Source organism: Rhodopseudomonas sp., from assembly GCF_048594845.1.
GTDB lineage: Bacteria > Pseudomonadota > Alphaproteobacteria > Rhizobiales > Xanthobacteraceae > Rhodopseudomonas.
Genome location: NZ_JBMDXE010000124.1, coordinates 1 through 22,318, shown reverse-complemented (window position 1 = coordinate 22,318; position 22,318 = coordinate 1). Strand labels below are relative to the sequence as shown.

Annotated in this window: 14 protein-coding genes; 12 read left to right on the top strand and 2 right to left on the bottom strand. The window is 65.8% G+C overall.

Going from position 1 to position 22,318, the window contains the following annotated elements; genetic code table 11:
• Positions 1-17 precede the first annotated feature (17 nt).
• A complete protein-coding gene (locus tag ACOJTD_RS07595; protein WP_420132310.1) occupies positions 18-4,274 on the bottom strand; it encodes an ATP-binding protein in 4,257 nt (1,418 codons plus the stop codon).
• Positions 4,275-4,572: 298 nt separating this feature from the next.
• On the opposite strand from ACOJTD_RS07595, the gene ACOJTD_RS07590 reads away from it, so the two are divergent.
• The 3 genes from ACOJTD_RS07590 to ACOJTD_RS07580 are packed head-to-tail and all read left to right on the top strand — an operon-like array spanning position 4,573 to position 9,929.
• On the top strand, positions 4,573-6,405 hold the full coding sequence (locus ACOJTD_RS07590; protein ID WP_420132309.1) for a flagellar hook-basal body complex protein: 1,833 nt from the start codon (positions 4,573-4,575) through the stop codon (positions 6,403-6,405).
• A 49-nt stretch (positions 6,406-6,454) separates the two neighbouring features.
• Positions 6,455-8,314: a flagellar hook-associated protein FlgK gene (gene flgK, locus ACOJTD_RS07585; RefSeq protein ID WP_420132308.1), complete on the top strand. Its 1,860-nt coding sequence runs from the start codon at positions 6,455-6,457 to the stop codon at positions 8,312-8,314.
• A 7-nt stretch (positions 8,315-8,321) separates the two neighbouring features.
• Entirely contained in the window at positions 8,322-9,929 is a 1,608-nt protein-coding gene (locus tag ACOJTD_RS07580; RefSeq protein WP_420132307.1) for a flagellar biosynthesis protein FlgL, read from the top strand.
• A gap of 80 nt (positions 9,930-10,009) precedes the next feature.
• On the opposite strand, the gene gcvA is transcribed toward ACOJTD_RS07580, so the two are convergent.
• Positions 10,010-10,939 (bottom strand): transcriptional regulator GcvA, encoded by a 930-nt coding sequence (gcvA, locus tag ACOJTD_RS07575; protein WP_420132306.1) that lies wholly within the window; start codon positions 10,937-10,939, stop codon positions 10,010-10,012.
• A gap of 164 nt (positions 10,940-11,103) precedes the next feature.
• On the opposite strand from gcvA, the gene ACOJTD_RS07570 reads away from it, so the two are divergent.
• The 9 genes from ACOJTD_RS07570 to ACOJTD_RS07530 all read left to right on the top strand — a co-directional run bounded on the left by ACOJTD_RS07570 (position 11,104) and on the right by ACOJTD_RS07530 (position 22,254).
• Entirely contained in the window at positions 11,104-12,315 is a 1,212-nt protein-coding gene (locus ACOJTD_RS07570; RefSeq protein WP_420132318.1) for an MFS transporter, read from the top strand.
• Positions 12,316-12,656: 341 nt separating this feature from the next.
• Complete coding sequence (locus tag ACOJTD_RS07565) at positions 12,657-15,323, top strand: DUF1522 domain-containing protein (protein WP_420132305.1); 2,667 nt, start codon at positions 12,657-12,659, stop codon at positions 15,321-15,323.
• Between the two features lie 174 nt (positions 15,324-15,497).
• On the top strand, positions 15,498-16,430 hold the full coding sequence (locus ACOJTD_RS07560) for an FkbM family methyltransferase (protein ID WP_420132304.1): 933 nt from the start codon (positions 15,498-15,500) through the stop codon (positions 16,428-16,430).
• A gap of 216 nt (positions 16,431-16,646) precedes the next feature.
• Positions 16,647-17,348, top strand: a complete 702-nt coding sequence (locus ACOJTD_RS07555) for an SIS domain-containing protein (protein ID WP_082363893.1) — start codon at positions 16,647-16,649, stop codon at positions 17,346-17,348.
• Between the two features lie 213 nt (positions 17,349-17,561).
• Positions 17,562-18,500 (top strand): NAD-dependent epimerase/dehydratase family protein, encoded by a 939-nt coding sequence (locus ACOJTD_RS07550; RefSeq protein ID WP_420132303.1) that lies wholly within the window; start codon positions 17,562-17,564, stop codon positions 18,498-18,500.
• Positions 18,497-19,534, top strand: coding sequence for a GDP-mannose 4,6-dehydratase (locus ACOJTD_RS07545; protein ID WP_420132302.1), 1,038 nt, complete (start codon positions 18,497-18,499; stop codon positions 19,532-19,534). Before ACOJTD_RS07550 ends, ACOJTD_RS07545 begins: the two co-directional genes overlap by 4 nt.
• Before the next feature lie 8 nt (positions 19,535-19,542).
• On the top strand, positions 19,543-20,202 hold the full coding sequence (locus tag ACOJTD_RS07540; protein WP_420132301.1) for a class I SAM-dependent methyltransferase: 660 nt from the start codon (positions 19,543-19,545) through the stop codon (positions 20,200-20,202).
• On the top strand, positions 20,199-21,191 hold the full coding sequence (locus ACOJTD_RS07535) for a thiamine pyrophosphate-dependent dehydrogenase E1 component subunit alpha (protein WP_420132300.1): 993 nt from the start codon (positions 20,199-20,201) through the stop codon (positions 21,189-21,191). The genes ACOJTD_RS07540 and ACOJTD_RS07535 overlap by 4 nt, the downstream gene beginning before the upstream one ends.
• A 10-nt stretch (positions 21,192-21,201) precedes the next feature.
• The gene (locus ACOJTD_RS07530; protein ID WP_420132299.1) at positions 21,202-22,254 is read left to right on the top strand and encodes an alpha-ketoacid dehydrogenase subunit beta; all 1,053 of its coding nucleotides are present in this window, start codon (positions 21,202-21,204) and stop codon (positions 22,252-22,254) included.
• The last annotated feature ends 64 nt before the right edge of the window (positions 22,255-22,318 follow it).

Sequence of the window (22,318 nt, the reverse complement as noted above, 5' to 3'; positions counted from 1 at the left end):
ACCGGGACCGGACGCGGTCAGCCCGCCGCTTGGGCGGAAACCAGCGCCCGGCGCAGCACCTTGGACAGATCCTCAACCGAATACGGCTTGTGCAGCAGCTCGAAGCCGTGGTGGCCGTCGTCCGCCAGCACGTTGGCGTAGCCTGAGTTCAGCACGACCGGCAGCTTCGGCCAGCGGGTTCGAATCTCGCGGCCGAGTGCGACGCCGTCCATGCCGGGCATCACCACGTCGCTGAGCACGAGGTTGAACCGCGCGACGTTCTCTTCGAGAATCCGCAGCGCCTGCTCGGCGCTCGACGCCAGCACGGTTTCATATCCAAGGTCATGCAGGAGCTGGGTCGAGAACTCGCCGACCTCGGCATTGTCTTCCACCACCAGCACGCAGCTCCGGTCCTGCGATCTGCTGGAATCGCCACTCGCCACGGGTTCGCGCGCTTCGATCGGCTTTGCGCTCAGCGGCAGCCGGAGTGTGATCGTGGTGCCTTTGCCGACTTCGCTGTCGACGGTGACGTTGCCGCCGGACTGCTTGATGAAGCCATAAACCTGCGACAGGCCGAGGCCGGTGCCGCGGCCGACATCCTTGGTGGTGAAGAACGGCTCGAAGATGCGATCGATCTGGTCCGGCGCAATGCCCGAGCCGGTATCGATCACCGACACGGCCACCACATCGGAGACGCCGCCGGCGGCTTCCTGCAATGTCGGATGTACGCGCGTAACGCGAATTTCGAGTTCGCCCTGGCCGTCCATCGCGTCGCGCGCATTCGCGACCAGATTGACCAGCGCGGCGTCGAACTGATTGGCGTCCGCCTCGACGGCGAGCGGGCGCTCGTTCATCGTCAGCGTCAGGCCGGCCCGCGAACCGAGCGCGGTTCGCAGCATCTCGGCGACCTGCTCGATCTGCGCGGTGACGTCGAACACCTGCCGGTTTTGTGCGTGGCGTCGCGCGAAGGTGAGAAGCTGTCCGGTCAGCTTTGCGGCACGATCGGCGGTGTCGGAGATCGCATCGACATAGCGGCGCATCCGGTCAGGAGGCAGTTCGCGGCGGCGCAGCAGGTCTGCCGAGGAGCGGATCACGGTCAGCAGATTGTTGAAGTCGTGCGCGACGCCGCCTGTGAGCTGGCCGATCGCCTCCATCTTCTGCGCCTGACGGAAAGCTTCCTCGGCCTTGCGCCGCTCGGTGATCTCGACGGCTTCGGGCACAATGGCGATGACCTGGCCCTGCGTGTCGTGCACCGGGCGCATCTGGAAGTCGAACCAGCGCCAGCCGCCGACCGGCAGATTGAGATGCAGCTCACGCCGGATGGTGCCGCCGCCCGCTACGGTGGCGACGGCTTCCTTGATCATCTCCGACATGCCGGGCGTATCGGCGAACCACGGCGAGTCCCAGACCGGCTTGCCCACGACATCGTCCAGCGTCCTGCCGATGCCGGACAGCGAGGTGAGGTTGGCGTCGATCAGCACGCCATCGACGCCGAGCAGAGCCTGATAGGTGTAGCTCGCCGCAAAGATCGTCCGCAGCCGTGCTTCCTTCTGGCGTAGCTCGGCGGTGCGCTGGGCGACCTGCTCCTCGAGCTGTTCGTTGAGGTTGCGCATCGCCGTTTCGGCGCGTTTGCGTTCAGTGATATCGCGGAAATACACGGACACGCTTTTGCTGTTGGTCGGCGCGATACGCAGGTGAAACCAGCGACGGCTGGGCTGATGTTCGATTTCGAATTCCGACCCGGTCCGCCCGGACATCGCGAGCTTGAGACTGTCCTCGATGCGGCTGCCGATCAGCGCCGGATAGGCTTCGTGACAGACGCGGCCGATCAGTTGCGAGGCCGAGCGGCGCATCATCCGCTCGGCGGCGGCGTTGATATAAGTGAAGCGGTAATCACCATCGATCGCGACGAAGCCGTCGCTGATGCTGGCCAGGATGCTCTCGGCACGGTCGCGCGCGGCCTGCGCTTCCTGCCGCAGCGTGTGCTCGGTGCGCAGTGCCTCGCGCCGGACCTCGGCGGTGTCGAGATTGGAGCGGACCCGGGCCAGCAGTTCGCGGGCGCTGAACGGCTTGCTGAGATAGTCGTCGGCACCGGCCTCGAGACCCTCGACCTTGGCTTCCTCGCCGGCGCGGGCGGACAGGAAGATCACCGGCACATCAGCCAGCCTTGGATCGTTGCGCAGGGCTTTGAGCAGGTTCAGACCGTCCAGCCTTGGCATCATGATGTCGGACAGCACCAAGTCCGGCCGCTGCTTCCAGGCCGCCTCGAGGGCGGCGACGCCATCGGCGACGGCTTCGATCTCGTAGCTTTCGCCGAGCAGGCGCACCACGTAGTCACGCATGTCGGCGTTATCGTCGGCGAGTAGCACGCGCGGCCGCGCCTCGCCGGTGCTGATATTGCCGAGGCCGAGATCCTCGGCGGTGGACGCGTGCGGCCGGTCGGTATCGGCGGCGTCACCGTCGAGCCAGCCCATCGCTTCGTCGAGATAGGCCTGGGCGCGGACGTTGGTGGAGACCTGATGCGTCGCCGGCTTCGGGCGGTCGGCGGGCAGGTGGGCGGTGCCGAACGGCAGGGTGATACGGAAGGCGCTGCCGCGGCCGATTTCACTCTCCACGTTGATGCTGCCGCTGTGCAGCTTCACCAGCTCCTGCACCAGCGCCAGCCCGATGCCGCTGCCTTCGATCGAGCGCCCGCGCGCGCCCTCGACGCGGCGGAAGCGCTCGAACAGATGCGGAATTTCTTCGGGAGGAATGCCCGTCCCGGTGTCGCGAACCACGATCTCGGCGGATTTCCCATCCGGCGAGGGATGGACCGACACGGCGATCTCGCCTTCAAAAGTGAACTTGAAGGCGTTCGACAGCAGGTTGAGGACGACTTTCTCCCACATGTCGCGATCGACATGCACGGGCTGCGGCAGCGGCGGCGCATCGATCGACAGCCTTAGCCCGGCCTTGTCGATGGCCGAGCGGAAGTTGGAGGCGAGTTCGGCGGTGAACGAGGCCAGATCGACCGGCCGGAAATGAGCGGTGAGGCGGCCGGCCTCGATGCGGGCGAAGTCGAGCAAGGTGTTCACCAGCTTGAGCAGCCGCAGGCCATTGCGATGCACGATGCCCAGCAGCGCATGCTGGTCGTTCGACAGATCGCTCTGGGTGAGCACCTCTTCCAGCGGGCTTAGCATCAGCGTCAGCGGCGTGCGGAATTCGTGGCTGACGTTGGAGAAGAACGCCGTCTTGGCCCGATCGATTTCGGCCAGCGCCTCGGCGCGCCGGCGCTCTTCTTCATAGGCATCTGCGTTGGTGATCGCCGACGCGATCTGTCCGGCGACGAGCGCCAGAAAGTCCCGGTAGCCGGGGTCATAGGGGCGGAAAGGATTGAGACCCGCGATCAGCACGCCGGAATGGCCGGTTTCGCCGCTCGCCTGGATCGGCAGGACGATGGTGTGGCTGGGCGGACTGCGCCAGCCGCCGGTCGGAAAGTCAAATCCGAAACGTCCCCGCAGGTCCGCGACCAGATACGCCTCGTTTTTCTGTAACGCCTCGGCCAGCGGCCACGCTTCGGCGCCGGCCGCGAGGGACAGCACCGGCTTCACGCCCGGATGGTTAGCGTCGATGCCGGCCGAGGCCGCAAGCCGTGCCGTCTCGCCGCCGGCCTCCACCAGATAGATCAGGGCGAAAGGCAGGTCGCGCGGGTCCGTCGCCAGCGCCGCGGCGCTGCTCTCGCAGGCCTGCGCGGCGTTGCGGGATTGGGCGGCGTTACTGGCCACTTCGCGCAGAAGGGACAATTGCCGCTCGCTGATCACCCGCTGGGTGTCGTCGGTATTGGCGCAGAAGATACCGCCGGGTGAGCCGTCCTCGGTCGGGATCGGGCTGTAGGAGAAGGTGTAGTAGGTCTCCTCGGGGAAGCCGTTGCGCTCCATGATCAGGAGCTGGGCTTCGACATAGGTGCCCTCGTGGCCGCTGGTCGCCTTGGCCAGCAGCGGAGCGATGTCGTCCCAAATCTCGTGCCAGACTTCCCGGGTCGGGCGCCCCAGCGCCCAGGGGTGCTTGCCGCCGATGATCGCCTTGTAGGCGTCGTTGTAGAAGAAGATCAGGTCGCGGCCCCAGCCGATCCAGATCGGCTGCTGCGACGTCAGCATGATGCGGACCGCTGTCTTGAGCGCCTGCGGCCAGTTCTCCGGCGGCCCCAGCGCCGTCGCCTGCCAGTCGAAATTGCGGGATAGCGCGGTCAGCTCTCCCCGTCCGAGGAACAGGTTCTCGGCACCGGCCGATCCGTCCGCGGGCGATACAACCGGCAATTTATGGTCGGCCAACTCTGCCCCCGACACGATTGATCGGTCCGAACGCGCGTCCCAGCAAAAAGTTCCTGAGCCGGGTTCCGGAGCGGAACTTTTGTCGATGGAGGCAACCGGGGACCGGCAAATATTGCCCGAGCCGGCAATTCCGCCACGCGTCTCCACCGCCCGCGCTGACCTAAGCTGTTGAATTTACTGGTCCGGAGCCTGTGGCACGAGGCTTGCGGAGGCCCATTTCGGATTGTGCTGGAGCACAGACAGCAAAAGGCCGCGCGGCGGCTCGAATTGGGAGAAGTGAGTAATGGGTATTTTCGGCGCTCTCACCACCTCGGTCGCGGGCCTGCGTGCCAACTCCTACGCGCTCGAGAACATTTCGGGCAACATCGCGAACTCCCAGACCACCGCCTTCAAGCGCGTCGACACCTCGTTTCTCGACCTGGTACCGCAGGCCGGCACCAGCCAGCAGGTCGCCGGCTCGGTGACCTCGGAATCGCGGCTCACCAACACGCTGTCCGGCTCGGTGCAGTCGGCCTCGGTCTCGACCTACATGGCGATCAACGGCGAGGGCTTCTTCGCCGTGCAGAAGCCGGGCTCGTTCACCGACAACAATCCGGTGTTCACCGGCGTCAACAACTACACCCGCCGCGGCGACTTCTCGCTCGACAAGAACGGCTATCTGGTCAACGGCGCCGGCTATTACCTGCAGGGCGTGCCGATTGATCCGACCACCGGCAACCCGGTCGGCAGCACGCCGACGGTGCTGAAATTCCAGAACGACTTCCTGCCGTCGCAGGCCACCACCAAGGTCAGCTACCGCGCCAACCTCGCCAGCTATCCGCTGACCACGAAGCACGACACCTCGGTGGCCGGCTCCGAGCTGCTGCGCGCCGCGGATTTCGCCTCCAACCCGCAGGTCGCCGGCACTTCGCCGCCGCCCTTCGGCGACAACACCAAGATCGGCCTCCAGGTCAGCAGCAAGGCCGGCACCGCGATCACCGGCGCGACGCTGCTCAAGGGCGCGGCCAGCACCGACTCGGCGAGCACCAACTTCACCGTCACCGACACCATCACGGTGGGCACCGGCAGCAGCGCCAAGACGATCGCCTTCTATGATTCCGGCGCGGGCGGCTCGGCCGGCTCCGCGGCCAACACCACCTATCTGGATCTCGCCTCGGCCACCGTCACCAACCTGCTCGGCGCGATCGACACCGCGAACGGCAACACCGGCACCGCGTCCTCGGTGGTGAGCGGCGCCATCAACCTGCACACCGGCACCGCATCCGACCTGACGCTGACCTCGACCTCGGCCGGCCTCTCGGCGCTCGGTCTCACCAGCCCGGTGACCGTGATCCGCACCGGCGGCGGCACAGTCGGCACCGGCCAGGTCACCGGCGCCGACAACCAGACCTTCCTCGACGAGTCGATCTCCGGCGGCGCCACCACCGCCTATGACGGCAGCGGCGCGCCGGTGAACGTGCAGTTCCGCTGGGCAAAGGTCGATTCCGCCACGCTCGGCACCGGCCACACCGACACCTGGAACCTGTTCTATCAGGTCAACCCGAACGCCACCGGCACGGCGGTCGCCTGGCAGAACGTCAACACCAACTTCACTTTCAACTCGACCGGCCAGATGAACCCGGTGATCGGCCAGCTCACGCTGTCGAACCTCACCGTGTCGGGCGTCTCGCTCGGCAACGTCACGATGTCGTTCGGCACCGGCGGCCTGACGCAGTTCGCCGACACCAACGGCAACGTCCAGGTCAATCAGTTGCAGCAGGACGGCTACGCCGCGGGCCAGCTCGTCAGCGTGTCGGTGAGCAATCAGGGCCGCGTCGTCGGCTCCTACTCCAACGGCCGCAACATCGATCTCGCGGAAGTGTCGGTCGCGACCTTCAACGGCGCCAACTTCCTCAAGCGCACCGACGGCGGCGCCTTCGAGGTGACGAATGAATCGGGCGAGGCGCTGTACGGCAAGGGCGGCGGCATCTCGGGCTCGTCGCTGGAATCGTCCAACACCGATATCGCCGACGAATTCACCAAGCTGATCGTCACCCAGCAGGCCTATTCGGCCAACACCAAGGTCATCACCACGGCGAACACCATGGTGCAGGACCTGCTCAACGTGATGCGCTGAGCGAGTATCGCCCGACGCTTAGTTTCGTTCGTCCAACCGGTAGTTAGTCATGGGTCTCGGAGACGCACTTTCGATCGCAATGGCCGGCCTGCGTGCAAACCAGGCCGCGATGTCGCTGGTGTCGTCCAACGTCGCCAATGCGGAGACGCCGGGCTACGTCCGCAAAACGGTCGATCAGGTCACCACGCCGTCTGGCACGTCCGGCAGCGGCGTGTCGATCATCGGCGTCAATCGCGAACTCGATGCCTATCTCCAGTCGCAGCTTCGCACCGAGACGTCCGGCTCATCCTACGCGTCGCTGCGGGCCGACTTCCTCAAACAACTGCAAGGATTGTTCGGCGATCCGAACTCGACCGGCACGCTGGAGAATTCGTTCAACAGCCTGACGGCCGCAGTGCGGGCGCTCTCGACCAGTCCGGACAGCACCTCGGCGCGGATTGGTCTGCTCAACGCGGCGCAAGTGATGTCCGGCGCGCTCAATTCGATGTCGAACGGCATTCAGGCGCTCCGCACCGGCGCCGAGACCGGCCTGTCGGACAGCGTCACCACCGCCAACAACCTGCTGCAGCAGATCGCCTCGATCAACAACAACATCCGCACCAACCCGGCCGGCGGCACCTCCACCGATGCGGCGACCGCATCGCTGCTCGACCAGCGCGATCAGGCGATCAGTCAGCTCTCGCAGCTGATGGACATCCGCGTCGTCACCGACTCGTCCAACCAGGTCACCGTCTTCACCGGCGCCGGCGTGCAACTCGCCGGCATGCAGGCCGCAAAACTGTCGTTCGATGCGCAGGGCACGGTCACGCCGAGCACGACGTGGAGCTCGAATCCGTCTCAGAGCCAGCTTGGGTCGGTCAAGGTGACCTATCCGGACGGCTCGACCATGGACCTGACCAGTTCGCTGAAGTCGGGCAAGATGGCGGCCTATATCGAGCTTCGCGACAAGACGCTGGTGCAGGCCCAGACCCAGCTCGATCAGTTCGCCGCCTCGATGGCGAGCGCGTTGTCGGACAAGACCACGGCCGGCACCGCCGTGACGTCCGGCACGCAGGCCGGCTTCTCGCTCGACCTCTCCAACATGAAGTCGGGCAACACGATCAATATCAGCTACACCACGACCGGCGCGCAGCGCACCGTGACGGTGATGCGGGTGGACGATCCGGCGGCGCTGCCGCTGCCGCAGACCGCGACGCTCGATCCCAAGGACTACGTCGTCGGCATTGATTTCTCCGGCGCGTCCGGCTCGATCACCACACAGCTCAATGCCGCGCTGAACGGCCGTAACCTGCAGTTCACCGGCACCGCGCCGAACATCACGGTGCTGAACAATGCCGGCTTCTCCACCGTCACCGCGGCGTCGGTAACGACCACGGAAACGTCGCTGGCCGGCGGCAGCGCCGAGCTGCCGCTGTTCACCGACGGCACTTCCGCCTACACCGGCGCGCTGAGCAGCACCGGCACGCAGATGACCGGCTTCGCCCAGCGGATCGCCGTCAATTCGGCGCTGGTCAACGATCCGTCGAAGCTGGTGGCATATTCGGCCACGACCACGGCGGGCGACACCACGCGGCCGGACTTCATCCTCAAGCAGCTCACCACCAGCAAGTATCTATACTCGCCCTCGACCGGCGTCGGGTCGTCCACCGCGCCCTACAACGGCACGCTGGAGAACTATCTGCAGCAATTCGTTTCGCAGCAGGGCTCCAACGCGCAGGCTGCGTCGCAGCTCGCGGACGGTCAGAGCGTGGTGCTGAACACGCTGCAACAGAAGTACTCGACCAATTCGGGCGTGAACATGGACGAGGAGATGGCGCATCTGCTGTCGCTTCAGAACGCCTATTCGGCGAATGCACGGGTGATGTCCACGGTGAACCAGATGTATCAGGCTCTGATGCAGGTGATGTGAGGCAGCAATGGCGATCGATGGCGTAAGCGGGCGTACTTCCTATATCGGCACCAGCATTCTCAATCTCCGCAGTCAGATCGAGAATCTGACCGGGCAGCTTGCGAACGGGCGGATCTCGACGACCTATGCGGGCGACGGCACCGGCCGCAGCATCGCGATCGGGATGCGGGCGCAGGTGGCGAACATCGCCAGCTATTCGGATACGATGACCAACATCAACACCCGGATCAGCGTCGCCAATCTGTCGCTGCAGCGGCTCAACGCGATCGGCAGCGAAGTGAAGGGCGCTGCCGCCAGCGCCGGCGCGACGCTGGACAATACCGGGCAGTCGTCGGGCCAGAAGACCGCCGGCCTCGATTTCTTCGATGCGGTGGACATGCTGAACGCGCAGTCCGGCGACCGCTATCTGTTTTCCGGCCGCTCGACCGACACCGCGCCGGTCACCGCCGCCGACCAGATCATGAACGGCAACGGCGCAGCGATCGCCGGTCTGAAGCAGGTGATCAGCGAGCGTCACGACGCCGATGTCGGCACCGACGGCATGGGGCGCACCATCGTCTCGACTGGCGCGACCGCGACCTCGGTGCAGATCGGCGAAGACTTCGCCGCGAATCCGTATGCGACGCCGACGCCGATCGGCGCGTCGCCGTTTGGCCTGAAGATTTCCTCGGTCGCCACCACGATCGCCGGCGCGACCGTGACGCAGCCGACCGAAACGCCGCCGACCACGCCGCCGGCGGCGCCCAATCCGGTGGCGATGGGCATCGACCTCAACGGCAATCTGCCGAAGGACGGCGACACGGTGTCGTTCACCTTCGACCTGCCGGACGGCACTCAGGAGACCATCAAGCTGACGGCGTCGTCGCAGACGCCGCTGCCGGCCAACAGCTTCGCGATCGATCCGGGTGACCCGCTGGCGGTGCCGCCGGTGGCGGCGTCGCCCTCGGTCACCGCGACCAATCTGAAATCGGCGCTGACCGACGCGGTGCAGAAGCTGTCGGGCAGCGCGCTGTCGGCTGCGTCCGCCATCAAGGCGGGCGACGACTTCTTCAACAACACGCCGCCGCTGCGCGTCGCCGGCACTGCGCCGTTCGGTGCCGCCACCGCGCAGGTCGCCGGCACCAAGGCCAACACCGTGTTCTGGTACAATGGCGAGCCGGACTCCGCGAGCGATCCGGCGCGCGGCACGGCGGTCGGCCGCGTCGACGACTCGATCACGGTGCAATACGGCATCCGCGCCGACGAGCAGGCGCTGCGCAAGCAGTTGCAGACCGTGGCGGTGTTCGCCGCCGTGACGACCTCCGCCACCGACCCGAACGGCGCCAACAAGCTTGCAGCGCTCAATCAGCGGGTCGCGGCGAACCTCGCGACGGTGCCTGGCCAGCAGACGATTCAGAACATCCAGGCCGATCTCGCCGGCGCGCAGGCCGCGATGAAGGCGACGGGCGACCGCCAGACCCAGACCAAGGCGCTGGCGCAGACGATGCTGGATTCGATCGAAGGCGTGAACAACGACGAGGTCGCGACCAAGATCCTGGCGCTGCAGACCAGTCTGCAGGCGTCCTATCAGTTGACCTCGCAGCTCTATCAGATGAGCCTGGTTAAGTTCCTGTAAGCACCCGATCGAATGACGGAGCTGGGCGGGCTTCTCACAGGCGATGCATTCCATCGCCAGAGTCGGAGCGTCGCGATTTGTCAGGGCGCAGAGGCTGCAGGGGCGGCCGAGTGCTGCCCTTCGCGTTCCAGCCAGTCGCAGAACAATGCGGTCGGTGAGCCGCCCTGGCTCCCATCGGGTACGTAGGCGAAGTAGCTCCGCGCAGGCAGACTGACGTCCGGAAACGGCGCGACGAGGCGGCCGGCCGCAACGTCGTCGCCGATCAGCGCGGTCGGGCCCATGGCCACGCCCAAACCATCCAGAGCGGCCTGGATCGACAGAAAGAAGTGATCGAAGGTCAGCGTCTCGGCCGGCGTGATGCGAGGCTGTCCGGCGTGGACCAGCCAGTCGTGCCACAGCCGCGGCATGGACGAGACGTTCAGCAATGTGTGCTGCGCCAGATCGGACACGTCGTCGAGCGGCAGCTTGGCGATCAGGGTTGGGCTGCAGACCGGCAGACGGCGTTCGGCAAGAAACAGCCGGGATGTGAAGCCGAGGAAGGCATCCGGGCCGCCGCGAATAACGACATCGAAGGCTTCCGGCAGCGCGTCGATCGGTTCATTCGAGGTGGTGAGGCGAACCTCGATGTCGGGATGCTCGTCGCGGAAACGCTTCAGCCGCGGAAGAAGCCAGCGCATGCTGAATGTCGCCAGGGCATTGACGCGGAGCACAGCCGCCGGCACGTCGCCGCGCGTCGCACGATGGCGCTGCACGGCGCCCGCGATGCGATCGAGCGCCGGGCCGATGTCTTCGAACAGCGCCCTGCCGGCCGGGGTCAGCGTCACGCGCCGTGTCGAGCGGCGGAACAGACCGGGCGGGCCTAACCGATCCTCGAGCAGCCGCACCTGCTGACTGATGGCGCCGTGCGTGACGTTCAGTTCGAGCGCGGCTTGCTTGAAGCTCTCGAGACGAGCCGCCGCCTCGAAGGCGCGGACCGCGTTGAGGGGCGGCAAGACCCTGTGCTGAACCATCGATAGAAATCCTAACCCATGCGGCGATTATTACTGGTTTGTGACGGACGCGCCAATCGTTCAAGGTCGCTTTAACAACGATCGTCAGTTTCGCAAAAGATCATGATGCAGATTTTCTGTTGCCTCAATCTCGTCCGCGACGCGGGCGCGTCGACATGAACGGAGTGACGAGGGCGAGAGCAGGCGATCTCCACGAGCCCGCATCGGAATCAACCAGCCGGAAGAAATCGCGCAGTCTGCTGGCCGCATGCCTCGCCCATGCGCTTCACGACGGCTACACCGACGGCCTCTATGCTTTCCTGCCGGTCTGGCAGGCGCAGTTCGGCTTGTCCTACGCGATGCTCGCCGTCGTCAGATCGCTGTATTTCGGCACGATGGGCGGCCTGCAGATCCCCGCCGACCGGATTCTTCGTGGCGTGTCGCCACGCGCCGCACTGATCCTGTCCACCGCCACGGCCGCGGCGGGCCTGCTGCTGATGGCGCTGCCGTTCGGATTTGCCGGGCTTTGCGTCGGCCTGGTCGTGGCCGGCATCGGATCGAGCATCCAGCATCCGCGCGGTTCGATGCTCGTCGTCGACAGCTATGGCACCGGCTCACGGCAGCCGCTCGGCATCTACAATTTTTCGGGCGACCTGGGCAAAGCCGCGCTGCCCGCCATGATCGCGATGCTGCTGCCGATCTTCGCCTGGCAATCGGTGCTGGCGCTGCTGGCCGGGCTCGGACTGCTGATCGTGGCGGCGCTTGCCTGGCTGGCCCCGACGGCTTCCGCTCCGAACACGACCGGCAAAGACGCGGCGCCCGCGCGCGGCCGCGGTGGCTTTCGCGTCCTCACCACGATTGGCGCGCTCGATACCTCGACCCGCATGGGATATCTGCTGTTCCTGCCCTTTCTGATCCATGGGCAGGGCGGCGGCCTGGAGGCGGTCGGAGGCGCGCTCGCCCTGCTGTTCATCGGCGGTGCGTTCGGCAAGGCGACCTGCGCCTGGCTGGGCGAACGGCTGGGCGTCGTCGGCACCGTCATCATCACCGAGGCGGCCACTGCCTTGCTGATCGTGGCGACGCTGTTCACTCCGCTGCCGCTGACGTTTGTTCTCCTGCCGCTGCTCGGCATCGTGCTGAACGGCACGTCGTCAGTGCTCTATGGCACTGTCCCGGAGCTCTCGAGCGGGGATACCGGACGCGCGTTCGCTGTCTTCTATACAAGTGTCATCTGTGCGGGCGGTCTCGCGCCGATCCTGTATGGCACGATCGCCGACCACAGCAGCCGCACGGTCGGCGTGCTGGCGTCATCGGCAACAGCGGCCCTGATCATCCCGCTCGTGCTGGCTCTGCGTCCGCATCTGCGCCGGTCTCATTCAGCAACGCCGGCGGGCTGACGCGGCGATCACCAGATTGCGGAAGACGCCGCCTAGTTAAAGATCCGTCAACGATTAGATCGCGGTTGCTGTGATCGTGCGGCGGCCGCCGCTCGCGTGCTTCTGCGTCGCGATCCTCGCAAGCCTCACCAAATCCAGCATCTTTCGACGAAAGCGCTGCCCGCTTCGTCGGCAAATACGCGTCCGGCCTCGTTGTTTCACGAGGACTAACCACGTGGTTTTACGCGTGTTCTGGTCCGTTAAAGCCTCTGCCTCTCCTTTACGCATTTTTAGAGTCTCACCGTCATGGTTCCGCGGTCGATCAAGAAGATCGTATTTGCGCACCAGGAAGGTAGCATCACATGTCAGGTATCGTTCTCTCGAACGCCGTTCGCCAGAATCTCTCGTCGCTTCAGGCCACGGCCGACTTGCTCGCCACCACCCAAAGCCGTCTCTCGTCCGGCAAGAAGGTGAACTCGGCGCTCGACAATCCGACCAACTTCTTCACCGCTGCTTCGCTCGACGCGCGCGCCAGCGACATCAACAACCTGCTGGACGGCATCGGCAACGGCGTGCAGATTCTGCAGGCTGCGAACACCGGCATCACCTCGCTCACCAAGCTGGTGGACTCGGCCAAGTCGATCGCCAACCAGGCCCTGCAGACGACCTCGGGCTACGCCACGAAGTCGAACGTTTCGGCCACGATCTCCGGCGCCACTGCCGACGACCTCCGCGGTACTCAGAGCTTCACGAACGGTGTCGCCACCGGCAACGTGATCTTCGACGGCACCGCCGGCGGCACCAACGCTGCGTCGGGCACCGATACGCTCGGCGGCGCGATCGTCAGCATCGCGGCTGCTTCGGCTGTCACCGTTCTCGGTGCGGCTGACAACACCGCGCTCGGCAGCGTTCTCAGCGTCGGCACCGCCGCCGCCACCGCGGCCGGCTCCAACCTGATCAGCGACCTCACCAACGGTTCGACCACCACGGCGACCGGTCCGGCTGCGGGCGACTCGATCACGGTCAACGGCAAGACCATCACCTTCACGACCGCCGGCGCTGCCAGCAAGGACAGCAACGGCAACTACACGATCGGTCTCGACCAGACCCTGACGAAGCTGGCCAACACCATCGACGACATCAACGGCAACACCGGTCACTCCTCGACCGTGACGGCCGGCAAGTTGGAACTGCACTCGGGCACCAACAGCCCGCTGACGATCGGCGACAACGCCGGCGGCACCGTCCTCGCCAAGCTCGGCCTGACGGCGCAGACCGTTGACACCGCCGCTTCGACGGCGTCGGCCAACATCTCGTCGACGACGCAGCTGTTCAACACCCATGGTGGCCTCACCACCACGGCGATCGCCGACGGCACCACGATCTCGGTGAACGGCAAGACCATCACGTTCAAGACCTCCGATGCTCCGCAGGGCAACAACATCCCGTCGGGCACTGGCGTTCTCGGCCGTATCGGTACTGACGGCAACGGCAACTCGACCATCTATCTCGGCGACCAGGACAAGTTCACCAACGCGACGGTGGGCGACCTGTTGACCGCGGTCGATCTCGCCAACGGCGTCAAGGCCGCTTCGATCTCGAACGGTGTGGCCACCATCAGCACCAACTCGGGTCAGACCGCGTCGGCTGTGGCGGCTGGTATCACCACCATCCAGAGCTCGACCGGTGCCGACCTGAACATCACGGCGTCGACCGACCTGTTCAAGAGCCTCGGCCTCACCACCGCTACCGGTACGGGTCCGCTGACCCTGACCAAGCAGCGCACCACCAGCGGCACCACGCTCGGTACGCTGATTGCGGATGGCTCGACCCTGAACGTGAACGGCAAGACCATCACCTTCAAGAACGCCGCGGTTCCGACCGCGTCTTCGACCCACCAGGGCATCTCCGGCAACGTCGAGACCGACGGCCAGGGCAACTCGACCGTGTACCTGCAGAAGGGCACCGTTGACGACGTCCTCAAGGCCATCGACCTTGCCACCGGTGTCCGCACCGCCTCGCTGGGTGTTTCCGGCGCGACGATCGCGACTGCCAACGGCACTGCCAACTCGTCGATCACGAGCGGCTCGCTGAAGCTGTCGACCGGCCTTGCGTCGGACCTCAGCATCAACGGCACCGGCAACGCGCTGGCGGCCCTCGGCCTCACCGGCCCGAGCGGTAGCGCCACCTCGTTCACCGCGGCTCGCGGCGCTTCCGCCGGCAGCCTGAACGGCAAGACGCTGACCTTCACCTCCTTCAACGGCGGTGCGGCCACCAACGTCACCTTCGGCGACGGCACCAACGGCACCGTCAAGTCGCTCGCTCAGCTCAACGCTGCGCTGGCGTCCAACAACCTGACGGCGTCGATCGACAACGCCTCGGGCAAGCTCACGATCGCGGCTTCGAACGACTACGCTTCCCACACGCTGGGTGGCGCGGACGGCGGCGTGATCGGCGGCACTCTGTCCTCGACGCTGACCTTCTCGTTGCCGAACGCACCGGTGGTCGACGTCAACGCGCAGACGACCCGCGCCGGCCTGGTCAAGCAGTTCAACGACGTGCTCGACCAGATCAAGACCACCGCGCAGGACTCCTCGTTCAACGGCGTCAACCTGCTGAACGGCGACAACCTGAAGCTGGTGTTCAACGAAACCGGCAAGGCCACGATCTCGATCCAGGGCGTGACCTTCAACCCGACCGGCCTCGGCCTGTCGACCCTGAGCTCGGGCACGGACTTCATCGACAACAACGCCACCAACTCGGTGTTGACGAAGCTGAGCGCTGCCTCGACCGCCCTGCGGTCGCAGTCGTCCGCCTTCGGTTCGAACCTGTCGATCGTGCAGGCCCGTCAGGACTTCTCGAAGAGCCTGATCAACGTGCTGCAGACCGGCTCGTCGAACCTGACGCTGGCCGACACCAACGAGGAAGCGGCGAACAGCCAGGCGCTGACGACCCGCCAGTCGATCGCGGTGTCCGCGCTGTCGCTGGCCAACCAGTCGCAGCAGGGCGTGCTGCAGCTCCTGCGCTAATCCGCAGCGACTGTCGAACTAACGATCTGGAGGCGGCGGGGGAAACCCCGCCGCCTTCGTTTGTGCGCTCGCCGTAGCCGCACCGCGCCCGGGCGGGGCGCGGCCGCTCGCTTGCTCTGCGCGGCGAAATGTGGTCGGAGTGATTCATCAGCTTATCAGCGACGGCGTCGATTCATGAACCAGACCGCCCAGGTACCAGGTAGCACCGCGTCGTCTCAGCCCTCGGTCGCCCCGCGCGCGCCGGCCGCCCACGAGGTTCTCGCCGCGATCATCGCCGCGCTGCCGGAGCTGGCCCACCATCATGCGCCCGGCGGCGTAGCGTATCAGGCACTGGCCGCCGCGGCGCGGCAGGCGGTGGTGACGCTGTTCGGGCAGGGCGGCAAGGATGTGCCATTCGGGCCATTCGGGCCGATCAGTTTCCCCTACCACGCGATGGGCGCGGTCGACTCGCTGGACCTGTTCGGCCTCGACGAACTGATCCTGTTCGCCTTCTACTGGCAGAACCGCGGCACCTACCGAAAGACCGCCGACATCGGCGGAAATATCGGCCTGCATAGCCTGGTGATGGCGCGCTGCGGCTTCTCGGTCGAAACCTACGAACCGGATCCCGAACACGTCGCGCTGTTGCAGGCCAATATGCGGGCCAACGGTGTCACCACCGTCCACCTCAACGAAGCGGCCGTGTCGGCGCAGGCGGGCGAGGCCGAGTTCCTCCGGCTGCGCGGCAACACCACCGGCAGCCACATCGCAGGGGCCAAGAGCGACCCCTATGGCGAGATCGACCGCTTCAAAGTGCGTCTCGCGGCCTTCGCGGAGATCGCGGCGGCGGTCGACTTTGCCAAGATCGACGCCGAGGGCCATGAGGCGGTGATCATCACCTCGCTACCAGCCGCGCAGTGGGACAGCCTCGACGTCATGCTGGAGATAGGCAGCGACGCCAACGCCGCGGCGATCTTCGACTACGCGACCCGCGCCGGCGTCCGCCTGTTCACCCAGAAGACCGGCTGGCGCAAGGCGCAGGCGCTCGCCGATCTGCCGACGTCGTACAAGCAGGGCAGTGCCTTCCTGACGCGTAAGGACATGATGCCGGGTCTGCCGCCGGCGTAGTCGTTCGGCGCCCATCGCTCCGGGCTGGAACCTCCGCCGAAGGACGATCGACTCCCGGCAATACGTGCCCCGTAGATTGCCGAGGGTGGCTGCGCTGACAGCGTGAGCAGGACCGGCGTGTGCCGGTTTATGTCTGTGGATGTCTGTGCGTTGCCAGTTGATGGCGATTCAGTCATTAGTGACGAATCAAGCGCATCTTGGGCGCCTGGGGCACGGATGATGAAGTCGCGCAAGATGCAGGCCCGGGATCAGCAATCCCGAGAGTCCCACTCCGAAGACTCATCGGGTGATATCCACGCGGATGTCGCTCCGAGTCCGCTGGTTTCCCGCAAGCAGATGCTCGGCTATTTCGACGTGCTGCGCGACGCGCTGGCGGCGACGCAGGTGTCCGATCGCGACGGTCACAGCTTCGGCCAGGAAGTCGCGGCGTCGCTGGTGATCGCCTGGGCCCGTGAAGCGCATGCCGAGGGCCGCAAGCTGATCTTCATCGGCAACGGCGGCAGCGCCGCCATCGCCAGCCACATGGCGGTAGATTACTCCAAGAACGGCGGGCTGCGCGCGGTGTGCCTCAACGACGGCGCGATGCTCACCTGCCTCGGCAACGATCTCGGCTACGAACAGGTGTTCGCGCGCCAGATCGATCTGTTCGCCCAGCCCGGCGACCTGCTGATCGCGATCTCGAGCTCCGGCCGCTCGCCCAATATCCTCAATGCGGTCGCGGTGGCCGAGCAGCGCGGCTGCCGGATCGTGACGCTGAGCGGCTTTGCGCCGGACAATCCGCTGCGCAGCCAGGGCGACATCAATTTCTATCTCGCTTCCGACCAATACGGCTTCGTGGAGATCGGCCATCTGACGCTGTGCCACGCGATCCTCGATTTTGCCTGCGGCCAACGCGTGCCGTTGCCCGCGGCCGGCTGATCGCGCCGCGCGGCCCTACCGGCGCGTGCAGAAATGCGTGTATCTCTGGAAACATAGGAAGCAGTGATTCGTGGATGCGGCACGGCCGCGATCCCGGTGTGGTGTGGCGTTTGCGTAGCGAGCCCTGCGGTGGCCGGTTTGTCCGGTCCGGCCGCGCCCGACCATCTGCTTGAACGATCTCATGCTCTCGAACGACCTCAGTAGGATGATGCGATGAAGATCCTGGTGACCGGCGCCTGCGGCTATGTCGGGACCACGCTGGTGCCGAAACTGCTGGCGCGCGGCGACGAGGTGGTGGCGCTGGACATCATGTGGTTCGGCAACGATCTGCCGCAGCATCCGGCGCTGACGGTGGTGCGCGGCGACGTGCGCGACGCCAAGTCGATCCCGCTGGAAGGCATCGACGCCATCATCCATCTCGCCTCGGTGGCCAACGATCCGTGCGGCGATCTCAATCCCAAACTGACCTGGGAGATCAGCGCGCTCGCCACCATGCAGCTCGCCGACCGCGCCGCCCGTGAGGGCATCAAACGCTTCATCTACGCGTCCTCCGGCAGCGTCTACGGCATCAAGGACGAAGAGCAGGTCACCGAGGACCTGACGCTGGAGCCGATCTCCGAATACAACAAGACCAAGATGGTGGCCGAGCGGGTGATGCTCAGCTACGGCGGCGACATGGCGGTGCAGATCGTGCGCCCCGCTACCGTCTGCGGGCCATCGCCGCGGATGCGGCTCGACGTCTCGGTCAACATGCTGACCATGCAGGCGCTGACCAACGGCGAGATCACCGTGTTCGGTGGCAACCAGGTTCGCCCCAACATCCACATCGACGACATCACCGATCTCTACGTCATGCTGCTCGAGCGGCCAGAGCTGCGCGGCGTCTACAATGCCGGCTTCGAGAACATCTCGATTCTCGACATCGCCAAGATGGTCGACGCCCAGGTGCCGACCAAGATCACCGTGACGGAGTCGAACGATCCGCGCTCGTACCGGATCAATTCCGACAAGCTGCTCGCCACCGGCTTCAAGCCGAAGAAGACCGTCAACGACGCGATCCGCGAGATCATCGTCAAGTTCCAGCGCGGCGAGTTGAAGAACGAGGACCGGCACTACAATCTGCGCTGGATGCAGCGGAGCGTCGGGGCGTGACCGGACCGATCCCTGCGTCGTCGCCCGAAGCGAAGGCCGGCGCGGCGTTCGGAAAAGTCCTGGTGATCGGCAGCAACTCGTTCACCGGCGCCGAGATGGTGCGCGATCTCTTGGATCACGGCATGGACGTGGTCGGCGTCAGCCGCTCGCAGGAGCCGCACGAGGCGTTCCTGCCGTATCGCTGGACGAACACGTCGCGCTTCCGTTTCCGCCAGCTCGATCTCAACCACGATCTCGACGCGCTGATGGCGCTGATCGAGGCCGAGCGGTTTGGCTGCATCATCAACTTCGCCGCGCAGAGCATGGTTGGCGAGAGTTGGGCCAATCCCGATCACTGGTTCATGACCAATGTGGTGTCGACCGTGCGATTGCACGAACGCCTCCGGCACTGCGACTTTCTTGATCGCTACGTCCACGTCACGACGCCCGAAGTCTACGGCGGCGCGACCGGCACGCTGACCGAGGATGCGCCGTTCGATCCGTCGACGCCCTACGCGGTGTCGCGCGCGGCCGGCGACATGAGCCTGCGCTCGTATTTCCGCGCCTACGGCTTCCCGGTGCTGTACACCCGCGCGGCGAATGTCTACGGCCCGGGCCAGCGGCTGTACCGCATCGTGCCGCGGACCATCCTGTTCATCCGGCTCGGGCGTAAGCTGCAACTGCACGGCGGCGGCACTTCGGAGCGCTCGTTCATCGCCGCCTCCGACGTCGCCGACGCGACGCGCCGGATCGCCGCGCACGGCACGCTCGGCGAGACCTATCACATCTCGACCGACCGCATCGTCACCATCCGCGAGCTGGTGGAGATGATCTGCGCCCGCATGGGCGTCGCGTTTGGCGATCACGTCGAGATCGTCGGCGACCGGCTCGGCAAGGACGCGGCCTACAAACTCGACAGCGGCAAGATCCGCCGCGAACTCGGCTGGCGCGATCAGGTCACGCTGGAAGAGGGCATCGACCAGACCATCGCCTGGGTCGATCGCTGGCTCGACGTGCTCAAGACGCAACCCTTCGATTATCAGCACAAGCCGTGAGGCCGGGAATGGGCCAGGAAATCGATCTGCTCGTCAACTATCCGCGCACCAAGCGCAATGTCGACGAGCGCGGCCAGACCAAGTCGGAAGAGGACCGCGCGATCGCGCGCAAATTCGGCAAGGAGTTCTTCGACGGCGACCGCCGCCACGGCTATGGCGGCTTCAACTACATGGCCCGGTTCTGGCAGCCGGTGATCCCGACCTTCCAGTCGCATTTCGGCCTCGACGCGTCGTCCTCGGTGCTCGACGTCGGCTGCGCCAAGGGCTTCATGCTGCACGACATGGCGGAGCTGATCCCGGGCATCACCGTCAAGGGCGTCGATATCTCGGACTACGCGATCGAACACGCGATCGACGACATGAAGCCGCATGTCGGCGTAGCCAGCGCCACCAAGCTGCCCTTCGCCGACAAGTCGTTCGACGTGGTGATCTCGATCAACACGGTGCACAACCTCGTCCGCGACGACTGTGCCACCGCGCTGCGCGAGATCGAGCGGGTGGCGCGCAAGGGCGCGTTCATCACTGTCGACGCCTATCGCGACGACGAGGAGAAGCGCCGGATGATGGCGTGGAACCTCACCGCGCAGACCATCATGCATGTCGACGAGTGGAAGGCGTTCTTCGCCGAGATCGGCTACACCGGCGATTACTACTGGTTCATCCCATGAACGCCGAGACGTCGCGCCGCCTGTTGTTCGACATGCTGCGGATCCGCAGCGTGGAGGAGACGATCGCGGCGCGTTACGGCGAACAGAAGATGCGCTGCCCGACGCATCTGTCGGTCGGGCAGGAGGCGGTCGCCGCCGCCGCCGGTGCGGTGCTCGAGAAAACCGATCTTGCCGTCAGCGGCCACCGCGCCCATGCGCATTATCTTGCCAAGGGCGGCTCGCTTAAGGCGATGATCGCCGAGATCTACGGCAAGGTCACCGGCTGCGCCCGCGGCAAGGGCGGCTCGATGCACCTGATCGACGAGAGCGTCGGCTTCATGGGCTCGACCGCAATCGTCGGCGGCACCGTGCCGGTCGGTGTCGGGCTGTCCTACCCGATGAAGCTGAACAAGACCGGGCAGATCGCCTGCGTGTTCCTCGGCGATGCCGTGCCGGAGACCGGCGTGTTCTTCGAGTCGGTGAATTTTGCGGTGGTGAAGCAGCTTCCGGTGTTGTTCCTGTGCGAGAACAACGGTTACTCAGTGTACTCGCCGCTCAGCGTCCGGCAGCCGCCGGGCCGCAAGCTGTACGAACTGGTCGCCGGCTTCGGCCTGACGACGCATCACGGCGACGGCAACGATGCGCGCGCCGTGCATGCAGCGTTGAGCGAAGGCGTCGCGGCGATCCGGCGCGGCGAGGGGCCGCGGTTCTACGAATTCGAGACCTATCGCTGGCGCGAACATTGCGGGCCGAACTACGACAACGACATCGGCTACCGCAGCGTCGCCGAGTATGAAGCATGGAAGCTGCGCGATCCGGTGCCGGCGCTGCAGCGCGCGCTGATCGCCGATGGCGTGATCAGCGAGGCCGACGTCGCCGCGATGCAGGCGATGATCGATGCCGAGATCGACGAGGCCTTCGCGTTCGCCGAAGCCTCGCCGTTCCCGGAGCCGGGCGAAGCCTTCGCCGACGTCTATGCGGCGGGCGCGATCGCGTCGGCGGCGGGCTGAGGAGGGCGCGATGGCAACCAGCTTCGCCGCCGCGATTCGGGATGGTCTCGCAACTGCGCTGACCGTCGATCCGGGCGTGATCTGCTTCGGCCTCGGCACCGACGATCCCAAGGGCGTTTTCGGCACGACGCTCGATCTACACAAGCAGTTCGGTCCCGACCGCGTGTTCGACATGCCGACCTCGGAAGCGGCGATGACCGGCTTTGCGATCGGCGCGGCGCTGAACGGGATGCGGCCGGTGCTGACGCATCAACGGCTCGACTTCGCGCTGCTGTCGCTCGATCAGCTCGTCAACAATGCCGCCAAGTGGCGCTTCATGTTCGGCGGCAAGCGTGGCGCGCCGATCACCATCCGGATGATCATCGGCCGCGGCTGGGGCCAAGGCCCGACGCATTCGCAGAGCCTGCAATCCTGGTTCGCGCATATTCCTGGCCTGAAGGTGGTGATGCCCACCACCGCCGCGGACGCCAAGACGCTGCTGCTCGGCTCGATCTTCGACGACGATCCGGTGATCTTCCTCGAGCATCGCTGGCTGCACAACATGCAGGGCGAGGTGCCGGAAGGCGACGCGCGCGAGCCGCTCGGCAAGGCGCGGCTGGTGCGCCAGGGCGACGCGGTGAGCATCGTGGCGATGAGCTACATGACGGTTGAGGCGCTGCACGCGGTCGATCACCTCGCCGCGCAGGGCATCGCCTGCGATCTGATCGATCTGCGTAGCATCCGCCCGCTCGACTGGCCCGCGGTGATCAGCTCGGTGCAGAAGACCGGCCGGCTGCTGGCGCTCGACAGCGGACATCTCACCGGCGGCGTTGCCGGTGAGATCGTGGCGCGGATCACAACTGATCACTTCGCGAGCCTGAAGGCTGCGCCGCAGCGCCTCGCCGCGCCCGACGTGCCGGAGGCGACCAGCCCGGCATTGACGAAGAATTATCACGTCCGCGCCGAGCACATCGCGGACGCCGTCGGCCGCATGCTCGGCCGCGACGTCGAAACCGCCTCGCTGATCGCGCAGCGCCAATTCCCGCACGACGTGCCGGGCAACTGGTTCTCCGGACCATTCTGAGGACGCGATGATGGCACAGACTTTCACCGTCATTGCGAGGAGCGTCGCGACGAAGCAATCCAGT

Coding starts and splice junctions, on each gene's coding strand:
- ACOJTD_RS07590 (WP_420132309.1), top strand. CDS start 4,573: ATGGGTATTTTCGGCGCTCTCACCACCTCGGTCGCGGGCCTGCGTGCC.
- flgK (WP_420132308.1), top strand. CDS start 6,455: ATGGGTCTCGGAGACGCACTTTCGATCGCAATGGCCGGCCTGCGTGCA.
- ACOJTD_RS07580 (WP_420132307.1), top strand. CDS start 8,322: ATGGCGATCGATGGCGTAAGCGGGCGTACTTCCTATATCGGCACCAGC.
- gcvA (WP_420132306.1), bottom strand. CDS start 10,939: ATGGTTCAGCACAGGGTCTTGCCGCCCCTCAACGCGGTCCGCGCCTTC.
- ACOJTD_RS07565 (WP_420132305.1), top strand. CDS start 12,657: ATGTCAGGTATCGTTCTCTCGAACGCCGTTCGCCAGAATCTCTCGTCG.
- ACOJTD_RS07560 (WP_420132304.1), top strand. CDS start 15,498: ATGAACCAGACCGCCCAGGTACCAGGTAGCACCGCGTCGTCTCAGCCC.
- ACOJTD_RS07555 (WP_082363893.1), top strand. CDS start 16,647: ATGATGAAGTCGCGCAAGATGCAGGCCCGGGATCAGCAATCCCGAGAG.
- ACOJTD_RS07550 (WP_420132303.1), top strand. CDS start 17,562: ATGAAGATCCTGGTGACCGGCGCCTGCGGCTATGTCGGGACCACGCTG.
- ACOJTD_RS07540 (WP_420132301.1), top strand. CDS start 19,543: ATGGGCCAGGAAATCGATCTGCTCGTCAACTATCCGCGCACCAAGCGC.
- ACOJTD_RS07535 (WP_420132300.1), top strand. CDS start 20,199: ATGAACGCCGAGACGTCGCGCCGCCTGTTGTTCGACATGCTGCGGATC.
- ACOJTD_RS07530 (WP_420132299.1), top strand. CDS start 21,202: ATGGCAACCAGCTTCGCCGCCGCGATTCGGGATGGTCTCGCAACTGCG.